Here is a 15,700-nt window from a genome sequence, read left to right as displayed (position 1 = left end):
TTATTTTTTTTTTTTTATTTTTTATTTTTTAATTATTATTTATTATTTTTTATTTTTTATTTTTTATTTTTTATTTTTTATTTTGGATTTTGGATTTTGTATTTTGGATTTTGGATTTTGGATTTTGGATTTTGGATTTTTTCTCGTTGCCAGTCTCTGGCTGGGAACGCAGAGTGTGAGGCTCTGCAGAGCGTGGGGGATAGAGCGGGAGGCTCCGCCTCCCAACTAGGCATTCCCAGGCGGAGCCTGGGAACGAGGTGAGTCCCCAGTCCCCAGTCCCATTTTCAAGACAGCAATTCCCGCACGTCGTAAACTTCTCCTTTGATGGCTGCTGTCGCCACCATTGCAGGACTCATCAACAAAGTTCGCCCGGAAGCGGAACCTTGCCTTCCTTTGAAGTTGCGATTGGAGGAAGATGCACTCATCTGCCTTCCCTGCAGCTTGTCTGGATTCATGGCAAGGCACATCGAACATCCGGGTTCGCGCCACTCAAATCCTGCTTCTAAAAAGATTTTATCGAGTCCTTCTTCTTCAGCGTGTTGCTTCACTCTTTCCGAACCTGGGACAACAAAGGCTTTTACTCCTTGTGCTACTTGACGACCTTTGGCAATTTTAGCCGCTTCTCGTAAATCGCTGATGCGTCCGTTGGTACAACTTCCAATGAAGCAGACATCTACTTTGGTACCTTTGATCGGTGCGCCTGGAATTAGATCCATATATTGGTATGCTTCTTCCGCAATGAACCGTTCCTGTTCTGGAAGTTCTTCGGGTGTGGGTACGAGTTCGTTTACTCCAATGCCTTGACCAGGTGTAATACCCCAGGTGACAGTGGGGGGAATGTCAGCTGCATCAAAGACAACTACGTCGTCGTATTCTGCATCTGCATCGCTGCGAATGGAGTTCCACCACGCAACGGCTTTCTCCCAATTTTCTCCTTTGGGAGCAAAGTCTCTATCTTTAAGATAATCGTAAGTGATTTGGTCGGGATTGACGTAACCGCAACGAGCACCGCCTTCTATGGACATATTGCACACGGTCATCCGTTCTTCCATATTCATTTGCTCGAAGGTCGTGCCTGCATACTCATAAGCATATCCTACGCCACCTTTGACTCCAAGTGTTCGGATAATGTGGAGAATGACATCTTTGGCATAGACACCGGGTTTTAAAGTGCCGTTGACTTCAATTTTCCGCACTTTCAGCTTTGAGAGGGCTAAGGTTTGGGAAGCTAAAACGTCCCGTACCTGGCTGGTTCCAATCCCAAATGCGATCGCTCCAAATGCACCATGACTTGATGTGTGGCTATCTCCGCAAGCGATGGTCATTCCTGGTTGACTTAAGCCTAGCTCTGGAGCAATCACGTGAACAATACCCTGACTTCCAGAACCAATATTATAAAATTTTATACCATTTTCTTGACAATTTTGCTCTAGCGATCGCATCATCTCTTCTGCTAAACTATCGGCAAACGGACGTGCTTGATTGTCTGTGGGAACAATGTGATCCACAGTAGCAACAGTCAACTCTGGAAAGAGTGGCTTCAAACCCCGTTCCCGTAACATAGCAAAAGCTTGAGGACTAGTCACTTCATGAATTAAGTGCAATCCAATAAAGAGTTGTGTATGCCCTGAAGGAAGTATACCCACTGTGTGCGCTTCCCACACTTTGTCAAATAAAGTCCCTTTACTCATAAACCAAAAATCTATATTTTTTGAGACAATCGAGTTTTCACTGAGAGAATTAAGCTTCCGAAGAAGTCAGAATTTTTATCTTATCATCAATGCTCTGCTCTTACCGGGATTCATCAACCCGTATGGATCGACCATTGCCTTAAACTTTAATTGTTCTGGGTCGATCGCTTTTCTCCCACCATCTTCGATAATGTACGTGTGGGGATTGGCAATAAAAACTCCTTGCTCTTCGTGATAGCGGATAATTTCGTTAAGACGTTCCTCTGTTGTAAAACGTACAAGTTGCAACGCACCCGGAACTACATGACCGTGTTGGCGAATAAATTCCAAATGCATGGTTACCTCATCGCCAAAATGATGGTACATATGCTCCACAACTTGCAGATTTTTATCTGCAGGGAAGATACTTTGCAAATAAGTTATGGAAGTATCCACAGTGCGAGCGTGTAATGTAGTGTGATTCCAGGTAAACTCCCCTAAGTTGACACCCTTTCCTGCGTCTTGTGCTGATTTTTGATATGTTATCTTACCACCAAATTGCCGTACCAATCCCGGCAGTAATTCAAAACTAGATTCTGCAACGATTAACAAAGCTGCATGGGTACCGTCAGGGATATACTGTTTGATAGCAGTAAAGTATTGTGGGATTTGGGCTGCAAAAATAGCAATTTCTTTCTTAATCATCCCTTCTGCCTCACCCAGAGATTGACCAAATCTTGCAGCTTGCATAAAATCATCGAATGTAACAATGACTTCTACCCAGGGATACGCTGGAGCCAAAGGAATTTCCAACTCAGTAATAATACCATTAATTCCCCATGCATGGTTAACCTTTTGCACCTCATCACCGCGCAATTCCATCGCCCGTGGTTTATCTTCTAAAGTGACAACTCTTAAAGCTTGAAGATTACCTCTGTCTCCCAAAAAACCGTACTGAATCGATCCAATTCCCCCACTACCCCCTGCAATAAATCCCCCTATTGTCGCCGTGCGGTATGTAGAAGGAGCCATTCGCATTTCCCAACCGATTTCTCGTGCTTGTTTGTCTAATGCTGCTAACTTTACCCCAGCTTGCACGCGTGCTATTCCCGGTTCTATCCAAAGTATTTCGTGCATTCGAGTCATATCTAGAATGACGCCACCATGTAGGGGAACGCATTGTCCGTAATTTCCCGTTCCTGCACCTCGTACTGTTACGGGGACGCGATGTTGAACGCAAGCTGCTGCTACTTTTAAGACCTCTTCTTCGTTAGCAGGACGTACAACAAGATCGCCTACTTTCCCCTCTAGTATGGGTACAAGTACCGGGCTAAAGGTATGGTAGTCTTGGGATAATTTTGCTACTTGATGGATATCGGTGATGATTTCAATACCTTCTAACGAGGTGAGCAGAGCATTAATATCAAAAGACTTTACAGATGTTGTCATAATTATATAAATTTTGTAACCGTCAAGACGCCAAGGTCACCAAGTCTAGGATACAGCCTTTCTGAAAGTTGTGAATGGTCACTAGTAGACCCCCCTCTCTCGTTCCCAGGCGGAGCCTGGGAACGAGGTGGTAGGAAGTCTTACCTTCTGCATAAATCTCAACACCCAATCCAGAATATATGATGTCAGCCAATAGTAAATCACAATGGAGTTATTTATGGCAGCGACGCTAGAGCAAATTAAAACTTACCTAGAGCAACAAAGTTTAAAATACAAAGTTGATGAGGAGAATCAACGCATCATCACTGAATTTCAAACTGAGAATGTTGAGAATTTATTGATTTTAATTATTTTAGGCAAAAGGGGAGAATATTTACAAATTGTAGCACCGCAACTTCTGACAAATATTAATGATTTACATACAAGTTTATTATTCAAAGCATTACTTAATCTTTCTTTACATACCAAAATGGTGCGCTGGGGTTATGACCCGATCGCAAAAGAAATATGTGCAACCGTTGAGCTTCCTTTAGAGGATAGTCTGTTGAGCCAGAAACAATTTGCATTCTGTTTAGAGGCTCTAATTAGAGTCATAGATGAAGTTGCCATGCCGCGATTAAAAGCAATTTTAGAAACTGGTGTCGATCCGGGCGAAGAAGAATTAGGAGAAAGAATCTTATTGAGTTTAGAAGAAAACTGTCCGGGAGCGATTACTTATATCGAACAAGCGATTATTCGCCGAAAAAGGTTAGCAGAATCTCAACATCAACAACAAGGAGTGCAGGAACATTCCAATTCAAGCAATATTTTGCAAAAAATCTGGAATGTGGTGACTTCAGTCAGAAAATGATGTTTTGGAAAGTCGCGATCGCCAGACAGTAGGATTGGTAGGAACGTTAAGAAATATTGTCAGAAGCATAAATTTTCTGTCAACGGTAAGAAATATATTGTGTTGAACCGAAACAGAACTGATTGAGTATTGAATTTTGATTGGAGAAATCTATGCCTTTCAAAAGTCGTCGGTTAATTGCTGGTCTTGTAGCAGTGTATAGTATCTTTTTAATAACGGCTTGCGCTCGCACTAGCGGTCATGAGGATAATAACTTTACGGGTTTGAAAGTTAAAGTTTTGGTGGGTAGCGCCTTAGGAGATTTTTGTAACAAAGCTGCACAAAAGTATAATTCTACACAACCGAAGCTAGACAACGGTACACCATTTCGGATTGAATGCGAAGCGCACGGTAGCGGTGATGTAGTCACCAAAGTGCTGACTTTAGCGACTCAATTGAAAAATGGTACTGTGCAAGCTAATGCTCCCGATTTCCCTAGCATTGTTTCTGTGGATGGGGATATATATCACAGTCAGCTCATTTACCGCATGAATCAGCTTTTCCCAGGACAAAAATATATTCCGGAAATCGTTGATTCACCACTGTTGGCTTACTCGCCAATGGTGTTTATGGTGCAAGCGAATGTTGCAGATGGACTGAGAAAAACCCCCGATCTATATAACGCTTTAGTCACAGCCAAGACTCACCGTGATATTGACCCAACTGCACCACCGCAACCAATTCACTACGTCCATACTGCACCGACTCGTTCTAATTCTGGATTACAAACTCTCGTAGCTCAATATGTCAGTGTATCGCTCAAGCGTCCCGAACAACTGACAACGGCTGATGTCCAACAATTTCAACCCCAGATTCAACAAATCCAAAGCAAGATTACCCGTTATGGTGTTTCTACCAATTCTTTAGCCAAAGCAATGGTTAAAAACGGTCCATTTTGGGCGAGCATGGCTTCCGTATATGAATCTAGCGTCATTGCAGCAAATTCCCATTTGCAACCAGGTCAGCAGCGCTTTGAAGCAGTTTATCCCAAAGCCACATTTACCTCCAATATGCGGGCGATTTTACCAAATGCACCTTGGGTGAGTGCAGATGAAAAGGAGGCGGCGGAAAAGTTCATTGCTGATTTGCGATCGCCAGAAACTCAAAAAATTGCTACAGATTTAGGTTTACGACCGGGTACACCAGGAGTCTCCTTGGGAACAAAGTTTTCCCAAGAATTTGGAGTCAACCCCCAAGCCAAGTACGATTCCTTGCGACCTCCCCAACCAGAAGTTGTTGAGGCGATGCTGAAATCTTGGCAAGAAGTCGCGAAAAAAGCATCACTTGTAGTCGTGGTAGTAGATTCTTCTGGGTCAATGGCTGGTGAAAAGTTACCAGCTGCACAAAATACTCTCAACAACTACATCAACAATTTGGGACCTAAAGAGCAAATTGCTTTGATTGATTTTGACTCTGAAATTCGTCCGCCTGTATTGGTTGATGGAACACCACAAGGAAAAGAGCGTGGTTTGCAATTTCTGAGTGGACTCACAGCTGGGGGTGACACAAAATTGTATGATGCAGCCCTTAACGCCCGCAACTGGTTGCAGCAAAATCTCCGTCAAAATACTATTCATGCAGTTTTAATTTTAACTGACGGGAAAGATACAAGTTCGCAAATAGCCCTTGAACAACTGGCACAAGAACTGCAAAAAAGTGGTTTTAATAGCGATCGACGAATTGGGTTTTTCACAGTTGGCTACGGGAACGAAGGTGAATTTGATGCGGATGCACTCAAGAAAATCGCTGAATTGAATGGTGGTTACTATTCCAAAGGCGATCCAGAAACAATTTCTCGGTTGATAGCAGATTTACAAGTTGAGTTTTAAAGATGAGAATAGTTAATCCATTGTATTATCCGGTAGCTGTTTTGGCTGGAGCAATAACTCTTTTTATTGGCGTGCGTTTTGTGCAGTTATCAAGTGCAATTGTCATACCTCTATCGGTTGGAGTTACCATTTTTGGTGCTAATTATTTGAAATCTCGCAAACTAGAATTCTTAGAATTAGAAAATTCCGACTTAGAGCGGGAGCTACAAAGAGTTATTGTTACAGCTAATAACTTAGCAATCAAAGCTAAAGCTCTGCATTTAGAAGCTACAAAAATGTTAACTGATACTTTCCATTTGGAGCTTTTAACAACATTGCAAATGAATTGTAATCGTGCTGTTGAACTTCCCAAAAAAATTGCTCATCTCTCACGGCGTTTGCAAGATAATCATTCACTACTTTCGGTTCAACAATTGGAACAACAACTAGCAGAAGTTGAGCAACGACTTAAGTCTAGTTCAGGCGTAGCAAAGCAACATCTCAGCCAACTAGCAAACAGTCTTAGTCGCAATATTCAACTAGCTAAAGAAGGACAGGATATTCGTTTAGCACAAGTTGTTAATATTTCTACCTTAGTTCAAGATGCTACTGGAAGCTTACAGCGATCGCAAACTAAATTGCATACATCTGATTTGAGTGACTCCGCACAAATTAGTGAGTTGCAATCACTAGTTGATGAATTTAGCAACATTGAAGCAAACCTTGAGTTGCTAGTTTGTAGGTAATTAGGTTTGCTAAGAAGGTTTATTGACTCCTATATAGCAATCCTATTTGAGATCCGAACAAGGGAGACAAGGAAGACAAGGAGGACAAGGAAGACAAGGAAGAGGTGTTTGTAAATCATTTAGGACTCCTAGAGTGAGCGAAAATTCTTTAATTAAATGAACCTCAAAGACGCAAAGTATATGAAGAAGAAAAAAACTAACTATCAACGGCAAAATCGTGTTTTTCTTTCTCTCGTAATTATCTTCGTATCACTCTGTTTAACTTATGCACCACTACCAGGATTAGAGCAAACAGTGACCGTTGTTAGTGGTACGGAACTACAAACTACTTTGGAACAACTAGAGGCTAAGTTTGAGGAGGAAAATCCCAACATTAAATTGTCACTAAATTTTCAAGGTTCTCAGGAGATGGTCAATAAATATATTGACCAAAAGAATGACTTTCAACCAACAATTTTAATTCCTGCTAATGGAGTGATTCTCACAGAATTGAGCGAGAGATACAAAGCAACAAATAACACGGAACCTTTTTATGATTCTCCTCGACCTATAGCAAAAACAATGTTAGTTGGAATTGCTTGGCAAGAACGTGGCAAAGTACTTTTCCCTGACGGACGTTTCCGTTGGGAACGTCTAGAAAAGGCGATGGAAGCAGGGGATTGGGGAAAAATCGGCGGTTCAAGTCATTGGGGAAGTTTTGATTTTGTCACCACCGATCCAACTCGTTCTAATAGCGGTCAGCTAACATTAAATTTATGGGCACAATCTAAATTAGGTGGTGTCCTTAACAGTGCTAGCTTAAACAATTTGTCTGTGCGATCGCTGTTTAGTTTAATTAAAAAATCAGTTTATCAACCACCACGTTCTACAGATATTTTGTTGCAAGAATTTATTGCTAGAGGTGCTAATGATGCTGATGTTGCCACAGTATATGAGAGCATAGCCCTGTCTCGTTGGGATCAAGCAGGTACCAATCAAGGAAAGCCTTACCAAATTTACTATCTCAACCCAACCATTGAGACAGTTTCAACTGCGGCAATTGTGCGTCAAAATATAGATCCAACAACAGTCAAAGCAGCAAGGAAGTTTCTTGATTTTCTCACACGACCAGAACAGCAAGTGGTATTTGTACAGCATGGTTTTCGTCCAGTAAATAATTCTGTTGATTTAAAATCTGTGCCTAATAGTCCTTGGAGTAAAAATATTCCAGGTACTGAAGTCCAACCATCTATACAAACCCTACCACCTCCTAATACCCAAACGATTACAGAAATTCAGCGCATATGGGAAAGAGCAAATTAAATCAACGATAAGAGGCTTATGCTTAACCCATCATTGGGAAAAAAATGCGAAAATACGTAGGTTAGGTTGAGGAACGAAACCCAACATTTACTCATAATTGGGAAAAAAATGCGAAAATACGTAGGTTGGGTTGAGGAACGAAACCCAACATTTACAAACATTTGTTGGGTTCCCACAAGAGTTTGCCCAACCTACAAGTATTGGTAGCCATCCTATCTTATTTGTAAAAAAATTTAAGTATAGTAGATAGGGCTATACCGCACAAAAGCTTATTTGGTGAGCATTGCTACGTTTGCTGTGACTTCTTAGTCAGTACTAAGACACAGTAACAAGGAAAGATGAGGAATGGATAAAGACTTCAATGAATACACTCAACGAAAATATTTTTATCTGCCATCAACTAGACGAGAACCATAAATTTTATACAGCTAATTTACCAACTGATGTCGAACTAAACCCCTCACAATTTGATAAATTGTGGGATATACATCCCCCCAATTTTAACAAGCTAAAAATACACGGACGTTTGGTAAAAATGCCGCGTTGGCAACAAGTTTACGGAGCAGATTATCATTATACAGGAGTCACACATCAAGCTTTACCAATTCCATCATTAATCGAACCAATTTTTGAATGGAGCAAAAATAATATTGATAATCGCCTCAATGGTATAGTTATCAATTGGTATGATGCTAAACTTGGTCATTACATAGGAAAGCATCGAGATAGCACGCTCAACATGATTGATAGCGTCCCTATTGTGACTATTTCATTTGGAGAAGAACGTACATTCCGATTGCGTCCGTGGAAAGGAAGTGGTTATAAAGACTTCATAACAACACAAGGTAGCGTGTTTGTCATACCTTATGAAACAAACAAAACTTGGACGCATGAAGTGACTTTGTCCAAAAAGTGTCAAGGGAGGAGAATATCTGTGACACTCAGAGGGTTTCATGTGACTTGAGTAATCTACAATATGCTTAGTTTGTCAATATCTTCTAATGAACTGACGCTCTACCTGGAGTGCAAGGCGGAGCCTCACAATCTGCATTCCCAGGCGGAGCCTCACAATCTGCATTCCCAGGCGGAGCCTCACAATCTGCATTCCCAGGCTCCGCCTGGGAACGAGAGGGTACGAGAACGAGAGGGTACGAAAATTCTTCGTTCGCGAAATTTATGGCGGTAATACGACTATGGAAGGACGTGAAGTCCGAACTAGCGATTGACTCCTCTATTTCTACAATGATTCTATTAGAACAAACTATATTTTTGTTCTATGAGTAGGTAGGGTTAAAGCCCACCAATATCAAACGTGTGGCATAGCCCTACCTACAAAAATAGCTAAATTTAGAACCTAAAGAAAGTAAATGCGAGTTTAGAGCCGTTCTTTCCTGGAAAAAGCTTATGCAACCAACTAATCCAAACCAATTTACAGAAAAAGCTTGGGAAGCGATCGCGCATACTCCAGATATTGCCAAACAGTATCAACAACAGCAGATTGAAAGCGAACACCTGATGAAAGCACTGTTGGATCAAGAAGGACTTGCTAATGGTGTTTTCACAAAAGCTGGTGTTAATTTGCAAAAGTTGCGCGATCGCACCGAACAATTTATTCAACGTCAGCCTAAAGTCTCTGGTAGCAGCAGTTCTGTTTACTTGGGACGCAGCTTGGATACGCTTCTTGACCGAGCCGATGGATATCGCAAGGAGTTTCAAGACGAGTTTATCTCAATCGAGCACCTATTACTGGGTTATGCTAAAGATGACCGCTTTGGTAAAGCGTTATTCCAAGAATTTGGTCTGGACGAAGGAAAAGTTAAAAATATTGTTAAACAAATTCGTGGGAATCAGAAAGTGACCGACCAAAATCCAGAAGGAAAATACCAATCACTGGAAAAATACGGGCGCGATCTTACAGAAGCAGCCCGTCAAGGTAAACTTGACCCGGTAATCGGACGGGATGATGAAATTCGCCGCACCATCCAAATTTTATCACGTCGTACTAAAAACAACCCCGTGCTGATTGGGGAACCGGGTGTTGGTAAAACAGCGATCGCAGAAGGATTGGCACAGCGTATAATAGCTGGTGATGTGCCCCAATCCTTAAAAGACCGCAAACTCATCGCTTTAGACATGGGTGCTTTGATTGCGGGAGCAAAATTCCGAGGTGAATTTGAAGAACGTCTCAAAGCAGTCTTAAAAGAAGTTACCGAGTCCAACGGCAATATAGTTCTCTTTATTGATGAAATTCACACAGTTGTTGGCGCTGGTGCAACCCAAGGCGCAATGGATGCAGGTAACTTATTAAAGCCAATGTTGGCGCGGGGGGAACTGCGCTGTATTGGTGCAACAACTTTGGACGAATACCGTAAATATATAGAAAAAGACGCAGCATTGGAAAGACGCTTCCAACAGGTGTATGTCGATCAGCCTAGTGTGGAAGATACGATTTCTATTTTGCGCGGTTTGAAAGAACGGTATGAAGTTCATCACGGGGTGAAAATTTCCGATAGTTCTTTAGTCGCAGCGGCAACTTTGTCCAGTCGCTATATTAGCGATCGCTTCTTACCAGACAAAGCCATTGACTTGGTAGACGAAGCAGCAGCCAGACTGAAGATGGAGATTACCTCCAAACCTGAAGAACTCGACGAAATTGACCGTAAGATTCTGCAATTAGAAATGGAAAAGCTATCACTGCAAAAAGAAAGTGATGCAGCTTCCAGAGAACGGTTGGAAAGATTGGAAAAAGAACTTGCGGACTTTAAAGAAGAACAAAGAGAGTTAAAGACGCAATGGCAATCTGAAAAAGATGTAATTGCAAAAATTCAGTCTGTCAAAGAAGAGATTGACCGCGTTAACTTAGAGATTCAACAAGCAGAACGCAATTACGATCTCAACCGCGCTGCTGAGTTAAAATATGGCAAGCTCACCAGTTTGCATCGCGATTTGGAAGCAGCTGAAAGCGAACTTGCTCACGCACAACGCAGTGGAAAATCTCTGTTGCGCGAAGAAGTTACCGAAGCTGACATTGCAGAAGTCATTTCTAAGTGGACGGGAATTCCTATCAGCAAGTTGGTGGAATCTGAGAAAGAAAAGCTGTTGCATTTAGAAGATGAACTGCACAATCGCGTTGTCGGACAAGAAGAAGCAGTGACAGCAGTAGCAGATGCGATTCAGCGTTCTCGTGCTGGGCTTGCAGATCCCAATCGTCCTATTGCTAGCTTTATTTTCCTCGGTCCTACAGGTGTTGGTAAAACCGAACTAGCAAAAGCACTTGCGGCTTACTTGTTTGATACTGAAGAAGCACTAGTCAGGATTGATATGTCCGAGTACATGGAGAAACACGCTGTTTCTCGTCTGATTGGTGCGCCTCCAGGATACGTGGGTTATGAAGAAGGAGGACAACTCACAGAAGCAATTCGCCGTCGTCCTTATGCAGTGATTTTGTTTGACGAAATCGAAAAAGCACATCCTGATGTCTTTAACATCTTCCTGCAAATTCTTGATGATGGTCGCGTGACGGATGCTCAAGGTCATACGGTGGACTTTAAGAACTCTATCATTATTATGACGAGTAACATCGGTTCGCAGTACATCTTGGATGTTGCAGGTGATGACTCGCGCTATGATGAAATGCGTCACCGGGTTATGGAAGCAATGCGAAATAGCTTCCGTCCTGAGTTCCTCAACCGTCTTGATGAACTTATCTTCTTCCATGCGTTGCGTAAGGAACAATTGCGTCGAATCGTACAGTTGCAAGTTGAGAGAGTACGTCATAGATTGAGCGATCGCAAGATGTCTCTCAGACTCTCGGAAGCTGCTCTTGACTTTTTAGCTGATGTAGGGTATGACCCAGTATTTGGAGCAAGACCCCTGAAGCGAGCCATTCAACGGGAGTTAGAAACTCAAATTGCCAAAGCTATTTTGCGTGGAGAGTTTCATGATGGCGATACCATTTTTGTAGACATTGAGAATGAGCGTCTTTCCTTCAAACGCTTACCCACAGAGGTGTTTACAGCTTAATCAAACTCCAGTTCAACTTCTCATCTCGTTCCCAGGCTCCGCCTGGGAATGCTTTTTTAGAGGCTCCGCCTCCTGAGTGGAGTTTCGTAATCGTCGTGGTGAAGCATTGTTAAACTAAGTTTAATAGCAAACACACGATGCAAGTTCCCCAATTATGCTTAATCAAGCACCAGTAATAGATACTGTTATCATTTTATATGCAACAATCAAGCTTTACTGGAGTGTGTGGAAAGGAATACGTCAGTTTCTTCATCTGTGATAGAGTCTGCTAGAGGATATCGGCAATGGATCTTAAGCTCAAGAAGCTCCGCTCTGTTAGGTTAACCACAACTTTTGTATTAACCCATTTATTTGGGATGTAGTAAGTCATCTAACTAAAGGCAGATTATAGTTACTTACTAAGGACAGATTGTATTGAGAAATTTATCGTTATAAATTTTAAGGGGGTTAGGTCAAAACTTATACTTTCAAAACCAGAAAAAGCAGATAGCTTATGGCTATCAAAGTTACTGAATTGGAATCTGCTCAGTAAGCCGAAATGCTATGATTGTAGGCTCTGATTTTTAATTCCGGCAAAGCAAGGTGCAATCAGTAATCGTAAACTTATCCATTTGAAATATACTTTTTTACCTCTATCTCAAAGGTGGAGGTTTTTACTTAGATTCAGATGTTAGGGTTTAGATGAGAAGGACTGGTTAGACCAAAGCTGACGAGCGGGAAAGCCAATAGGAAAAGGAAGCTGGCTACCCGGCCATTGTTGGTATCATGCCACGCCTTTCTTTTTCTTGGATGTGGACGGATTTGCCTCAGCTTTCATCCATTTCTATCACTATAACCTCAGAACAGTCATAAAACAAAGAGGCGCACACAAGCGAGCGACTTCAACAAACTAAAAACTAAATGAGTCGGTGTTGAGGTCGCTTAATTGTTGATAAAATTCAATTAATTCGCTCTTTGCCAAATGCGCTGGATTTCGGCTTGAATCTGTGCTTTGGGAACTGGTACTGCTTTCACAGATGGGTTCAGTTCTACACCAGGAATATTCTGATTCCAAGGGCTGTTAGCAACTCCTTGCAAATTAACGCCATCGATCGCTGGACGAAAACCATGCTGTACAAAGACTTTTTGTTGTTCTGGTTCTCGTAAATAAGAGATAAAACTTTTTGCAGCACTGGCTGTTGCTGCATCTACATTTTGACGAAGAATTACCGCAGTTGCTACTGTTTCAATAGTGGGATCGAGATAGTAAATCTGATAGGGTTTCCCCTGATTTTTACTAGACTGCTGCCATCGAGATAGGGCAAGGCTTTCGTAAACAGTCGCTACATCCGCATCATTGGGAGCACGAGCAATAAACTCTTGTAAAAGAATATCTGTAGAACGAGGTGGTTGGTAGACTGAACGCTTTATTGTTCCAAATAGGGAACTCACTGTAGGATTGCTAAAGTTAACGTTATTAGGATTATTGCCACCAAATTTTGACAGTGACCACAAACTCAGGGTAACTTGACCGCTGTTAGAACGGCTGGGATCGGTCATCATAAAATCAAAGCTTCCCCAATCTTTTTGACCGCCGATGGCTTGCCAATTAGGAGCTTGCATGGCTTGTTCTACTCGTTGCCAAGAAAAGCGACCATTGGGGAAAAGAACTTTACCTCGTTCTGACCAAGCAACACCAACAAGAAGTGTTTTAGCAATTGGTTGTGGTGATTCTAGGAAGGGATCGCTGTTATTTTGTGTTGTGTAGCGTTGGCGCAATTCATCTAAAAATTCAGACGAGGCAGGAATCAAGATAGTTGATTTTTGTTCATTTTTTGTGTCTATATAGTTATTAACAATATCTTGAGAACCTTGAAATTTTAATTCTATTTTAATGTTAGGATTCTTTTGTTGAAACTGAGTTGCTAGTTCTTGCAATGGAGCTTGTAATTCCGTACCGCTAACGATCGCAACTGTCTGTTGTAATCCTGGTAAGGGAGCATAGGCTACACCAAGTGCTGAGAGAGAGATCGCAATTGAAGTTATTGTTTGTTTCTGACGCAGCAATGGAGATTTTTTGATAGCCATAAATTGATTTTTCACTTCTGATTGTATTTTCAGTAATTGCCGTACCCGTGCTTCTACTGGTGGATGAGTTGAAAATAAGGCGTAAATCGACTTATCTTGAAATGGATTAACAATCAACAAAGGTGCAAAACAAGCATTGTTAGCACTAGTAATCTTAGAATTATTTGTTATTCGTTCTAATGCATTTGCTAAGGCGCGAGGGTTACCCGTGAGATACGCTGCACCCCTATCAGCCGCATATTCTCTTGTACGAGAAATAGTCATCTGAATAATAGTAGCGCTAATAGGAGCAAGTAAAACTGTCAGAAGCGATCCACCCAATCGTATTGGACTATTGCGCCAACCACGAAAAGACCACAAATACTGATATATCATGTTTGCCATTATAGAAATTGCACCAGCAAGTGTGGCGGCGATCGTTTGAGTTAAGGTATCGCGATTTTTAATATGGCAAAGTTCGTGAGCAAGAACAGCTTCAAGTTCATCTGTTGATAGCAACTTTATCAGTCCTTCCGTCACAGCAATAGCACTGTTGTCTGGATTGCGCCCTGTTGCAAAAGCGTTAGCCATTGGTGTAGGGATTACATAAATTTTTGGTAAGGGCAAATTTGCACGGTAACACAGTGTCTCAACAATCGGCTTAAGGACTTCTATTTGAGTTCTTGTTGGGACTTGCACTCTATAAGCTTCTAAAACAATTTTGTCAGCGTAGAACCAAGTGAAAAAAGTAATGGCAGATGCAATGAACAAACCGATAATTGCTCCAATGATATTGTCCATTACCAAATAGCCAATAATAGTAAATAATGCAGTTAAAAAACTTAGAAGAGCAATGGTTTTCAAGAAATTCATTGTGTCCTGACTCCTGAATAAAGATTTTTCTAACTATTGAACCACTAAAATTTCCATATTCTCCTGATAACTATTAAGCTCGGTACTTAAAGTACGTAACTCATTAATTTCCTCAAATTTACTCAGATCGGAAGTCCGCAGCTTATTTTGTAAACTCTGCAATATACCTCCAGTCTCTTGAATTAAAGTGTAAATATTCACGAGTTGCGCTTGTCGAGTATCTTCACCTGCTTTTGCCAATTCAATATTGCGTTTTAAGCTATTCGCTAATTGCTCGAAATGTTGGCGTGCAACCCCAGAACTTGCACCTAATTTCTTTTGAACTTCTAGTAATTGCTGCTGTAATTCTGTAGGAGAGAGCAAGGAGTTATCACCTTGGACACGCCGGGATAGTTGGTCAATTTTTTGGGGAAGTTCCGTAGCGCGATCGCAAGCCTCTTCCACAATCGCCAATAATTCAATTTGCAAACTATCATCAGTTAACAAATGCTTTGCTTCTTGTCTTAAATTTATAGATTTATCAGCCAAATTTTTAGCAGCATTATACAGCATTTTTACTTCCTTTTGTAACTCTTGTTTTGCCAGTTTTTTCTCATTTGGTTCCTTAGACTTCAAAAAAGCTGCTCCCACTGTTACCACTAAAGCAGCAGTAGGTAATATAACAACATTAGGAACTCTAGCAAAACGAACACCAACAACCAAGACAACACCACCAACCAATACACTCAATGGGTAAAAAATAGGATTTGCTAATTTAATCATTTCCAGAATCCAAAATCCAAAATCTAAAATCCAAAATCCAAAATCTAAAATCCAAAATCAAAAATCCAAAATATAAAATCCAAAATCCAAAATCCAAAATCAAAATTCCAAAATAAAAAATCAATAAAACTA

11 protein-coding genes are annotated in these 15,700 nt (G+C 41.2%); 7 read left to right on the top strand and 4 right to left on the bottom strand.

Going from position 1 to position 15,700, the window contains the following annotated elements; all coding sequences use genetic code 11:
• Positions 1 to 261: hypothetical protein (locus tag F7734_RS62715; RefSeq protein ID WP_207714448.1), on the top strand; the 261-nt coding region annotated here is incomplete at its 5' end.
• A 23-nt stretch (positions 262 to 284) separates the two neighbouring features.
• On the opposite strand, the gene leuC is transcribed toward F7734_RS62715, so the two are convergent.
• Together leuC and F7734_RS55880 are read right to left on the bottom strand one after the other, a co-directional pair.
• Complete coding sequence (leuC, locus tag F7734_RS55885; protein ID WP_155752796.1) at positions 285 to 1,691, bottom strand: 3-isopropylmalate dehydratase large subunit; 1,407 nt, start codon at positions 1,689 to 1,691, stop codon at positions 285 to 287.
• A gap of 75 nt (positions 1,692 to 1,766) precedes the next feature.
• Positions 1,767 to 3,119 (bottom strand): FAD-binding oxidoreductase, encoded by a 1,353-nt coding sequence (locus tag F7734_RS55880; RefSeq protein ID WP_155752795.1) that lies wholly within the window; start codon positions 3,117 to 3,119, stop codon positions 1,767 to 1,769.
• A 217-nt stretch (positions 3,120 to 3,336) separates the two neighbouring features.
• Between F7734_RS55880 and F7734_RS55875 the strand changes: the two genes are divergently transcribed.
• From F7734_RS55875 to clpB, 6 genes are all read left to right on the top strand, one after another.
• Positions 3,337 to 3,969: a hypothetical protein gene (locus tag F7734_RS55875; RefSeq protein ID WP_207714447.1), complete on the top strand. Its 633-nt coding sequence runs from the start codon at positions 3,337 to 3,339 to the stop codon at positions 3,967 to 3,969.
• Positions 3,970 to 4,121: 152 nt separating this feature from the next.
• Entirely contained in the window at positions 4,122 to 5,837 is a 1,716-nt protein-coding gene (locus tag F7734_RS55870; RefSeq protein ID WP_155752794.1) for a VWA domain-containing protein, read from the top strand.
• A 2-nt stretch (positions 5,838 to 5,839) separates the two neighbouring features.
• Positions 5,840 to 6,562, top strand: coding sequence for a hypothetical protein (locus F7734_RS55865; RefSeq protein WP_155752793.1), 723 nt, complete (start codon positions 5,840 to 5,842; stop codon positions 6,560 to 6,562).
• A 180-nt stretch (positions 6,563 to 6,742) separates the two neighbouring features.
• Entirely contained in the window at positions 6,743 to 7,864 is a 1,122-nt protein-coding gene (locus tag F7734_RS55860) for a substrate-binding domain-containing protein (RefSeq protein ID WP_155752792.1), read from the top strand.
• Between the two features lie 361 nt (positions 7,865 to 8,225).
• Positions 8,226 to 8,828 (top strand): alpha-ketoglutarate-dependent dioxygenase AlkB, encoded by a 603-nt coding sequence (locus F7734_RS55855; RefSeq protein ID WP_155752791.1) that lies wholly within the window; start codon positions 8,226 to 8,228, stop codon positions 8,826 to 8,828.
• Between the two features lie 440 nt (positions 8,829 to 9,268).
• Positions 9,269 to 11,887, top strand: a complete 2,619-nt coding sequence (gene clpB, locus F7734_RS55850) for an ATP-dependent chaperone ClpB (protein WP_155752790.1) — start codon at positions 9,269 to 9,271, stop codon at positions 11,885 to 11,887.
• A gap of 942 nt (positions 11,888 to 12,829) precedes the next feature.
• On the opposite strand, the gene F7734_RS66580 is transcribed toward clpB, so the two are convergent.
• The gene (locus F7734_RS66580) at positions 12,830 to 14,806 is read right to left on the bottom strand and encodes a M48 family metalloprotease (protein ID WP_155752789.1); all 1,977 of its coding nucleotides are present in this window, start codon (positions 14,804 to 14,806) and stop codon (positions 12,830 to 12,832) included.
• 33 nt (positions 14,807 to 14,839) lie between these two features.
• Positions 14,840 to 15,568 carry a hypothetical protein gene (locus tag F7734_RS55840; RefSeq protein ID WP_155752788.1) on the bottom strand — a complete coding sequence of 243 codons (729 nt, stop codon included), beginning with the start codon at positions 15,566 to 15,568 and terminating at the stop codon, positions 14,840 to 14,842.
• Positions 15,569 to 15,700 lie beyond the last annotated feature (132 nt).

It is taken from the genome of Scytonema sp. UIC 10036 (assembly GCF_009725235.1).
Note: the sequence above shows the minus strand (reverse complement) of the source record. Positions and strands in the feature narration are given on the sequence as shown.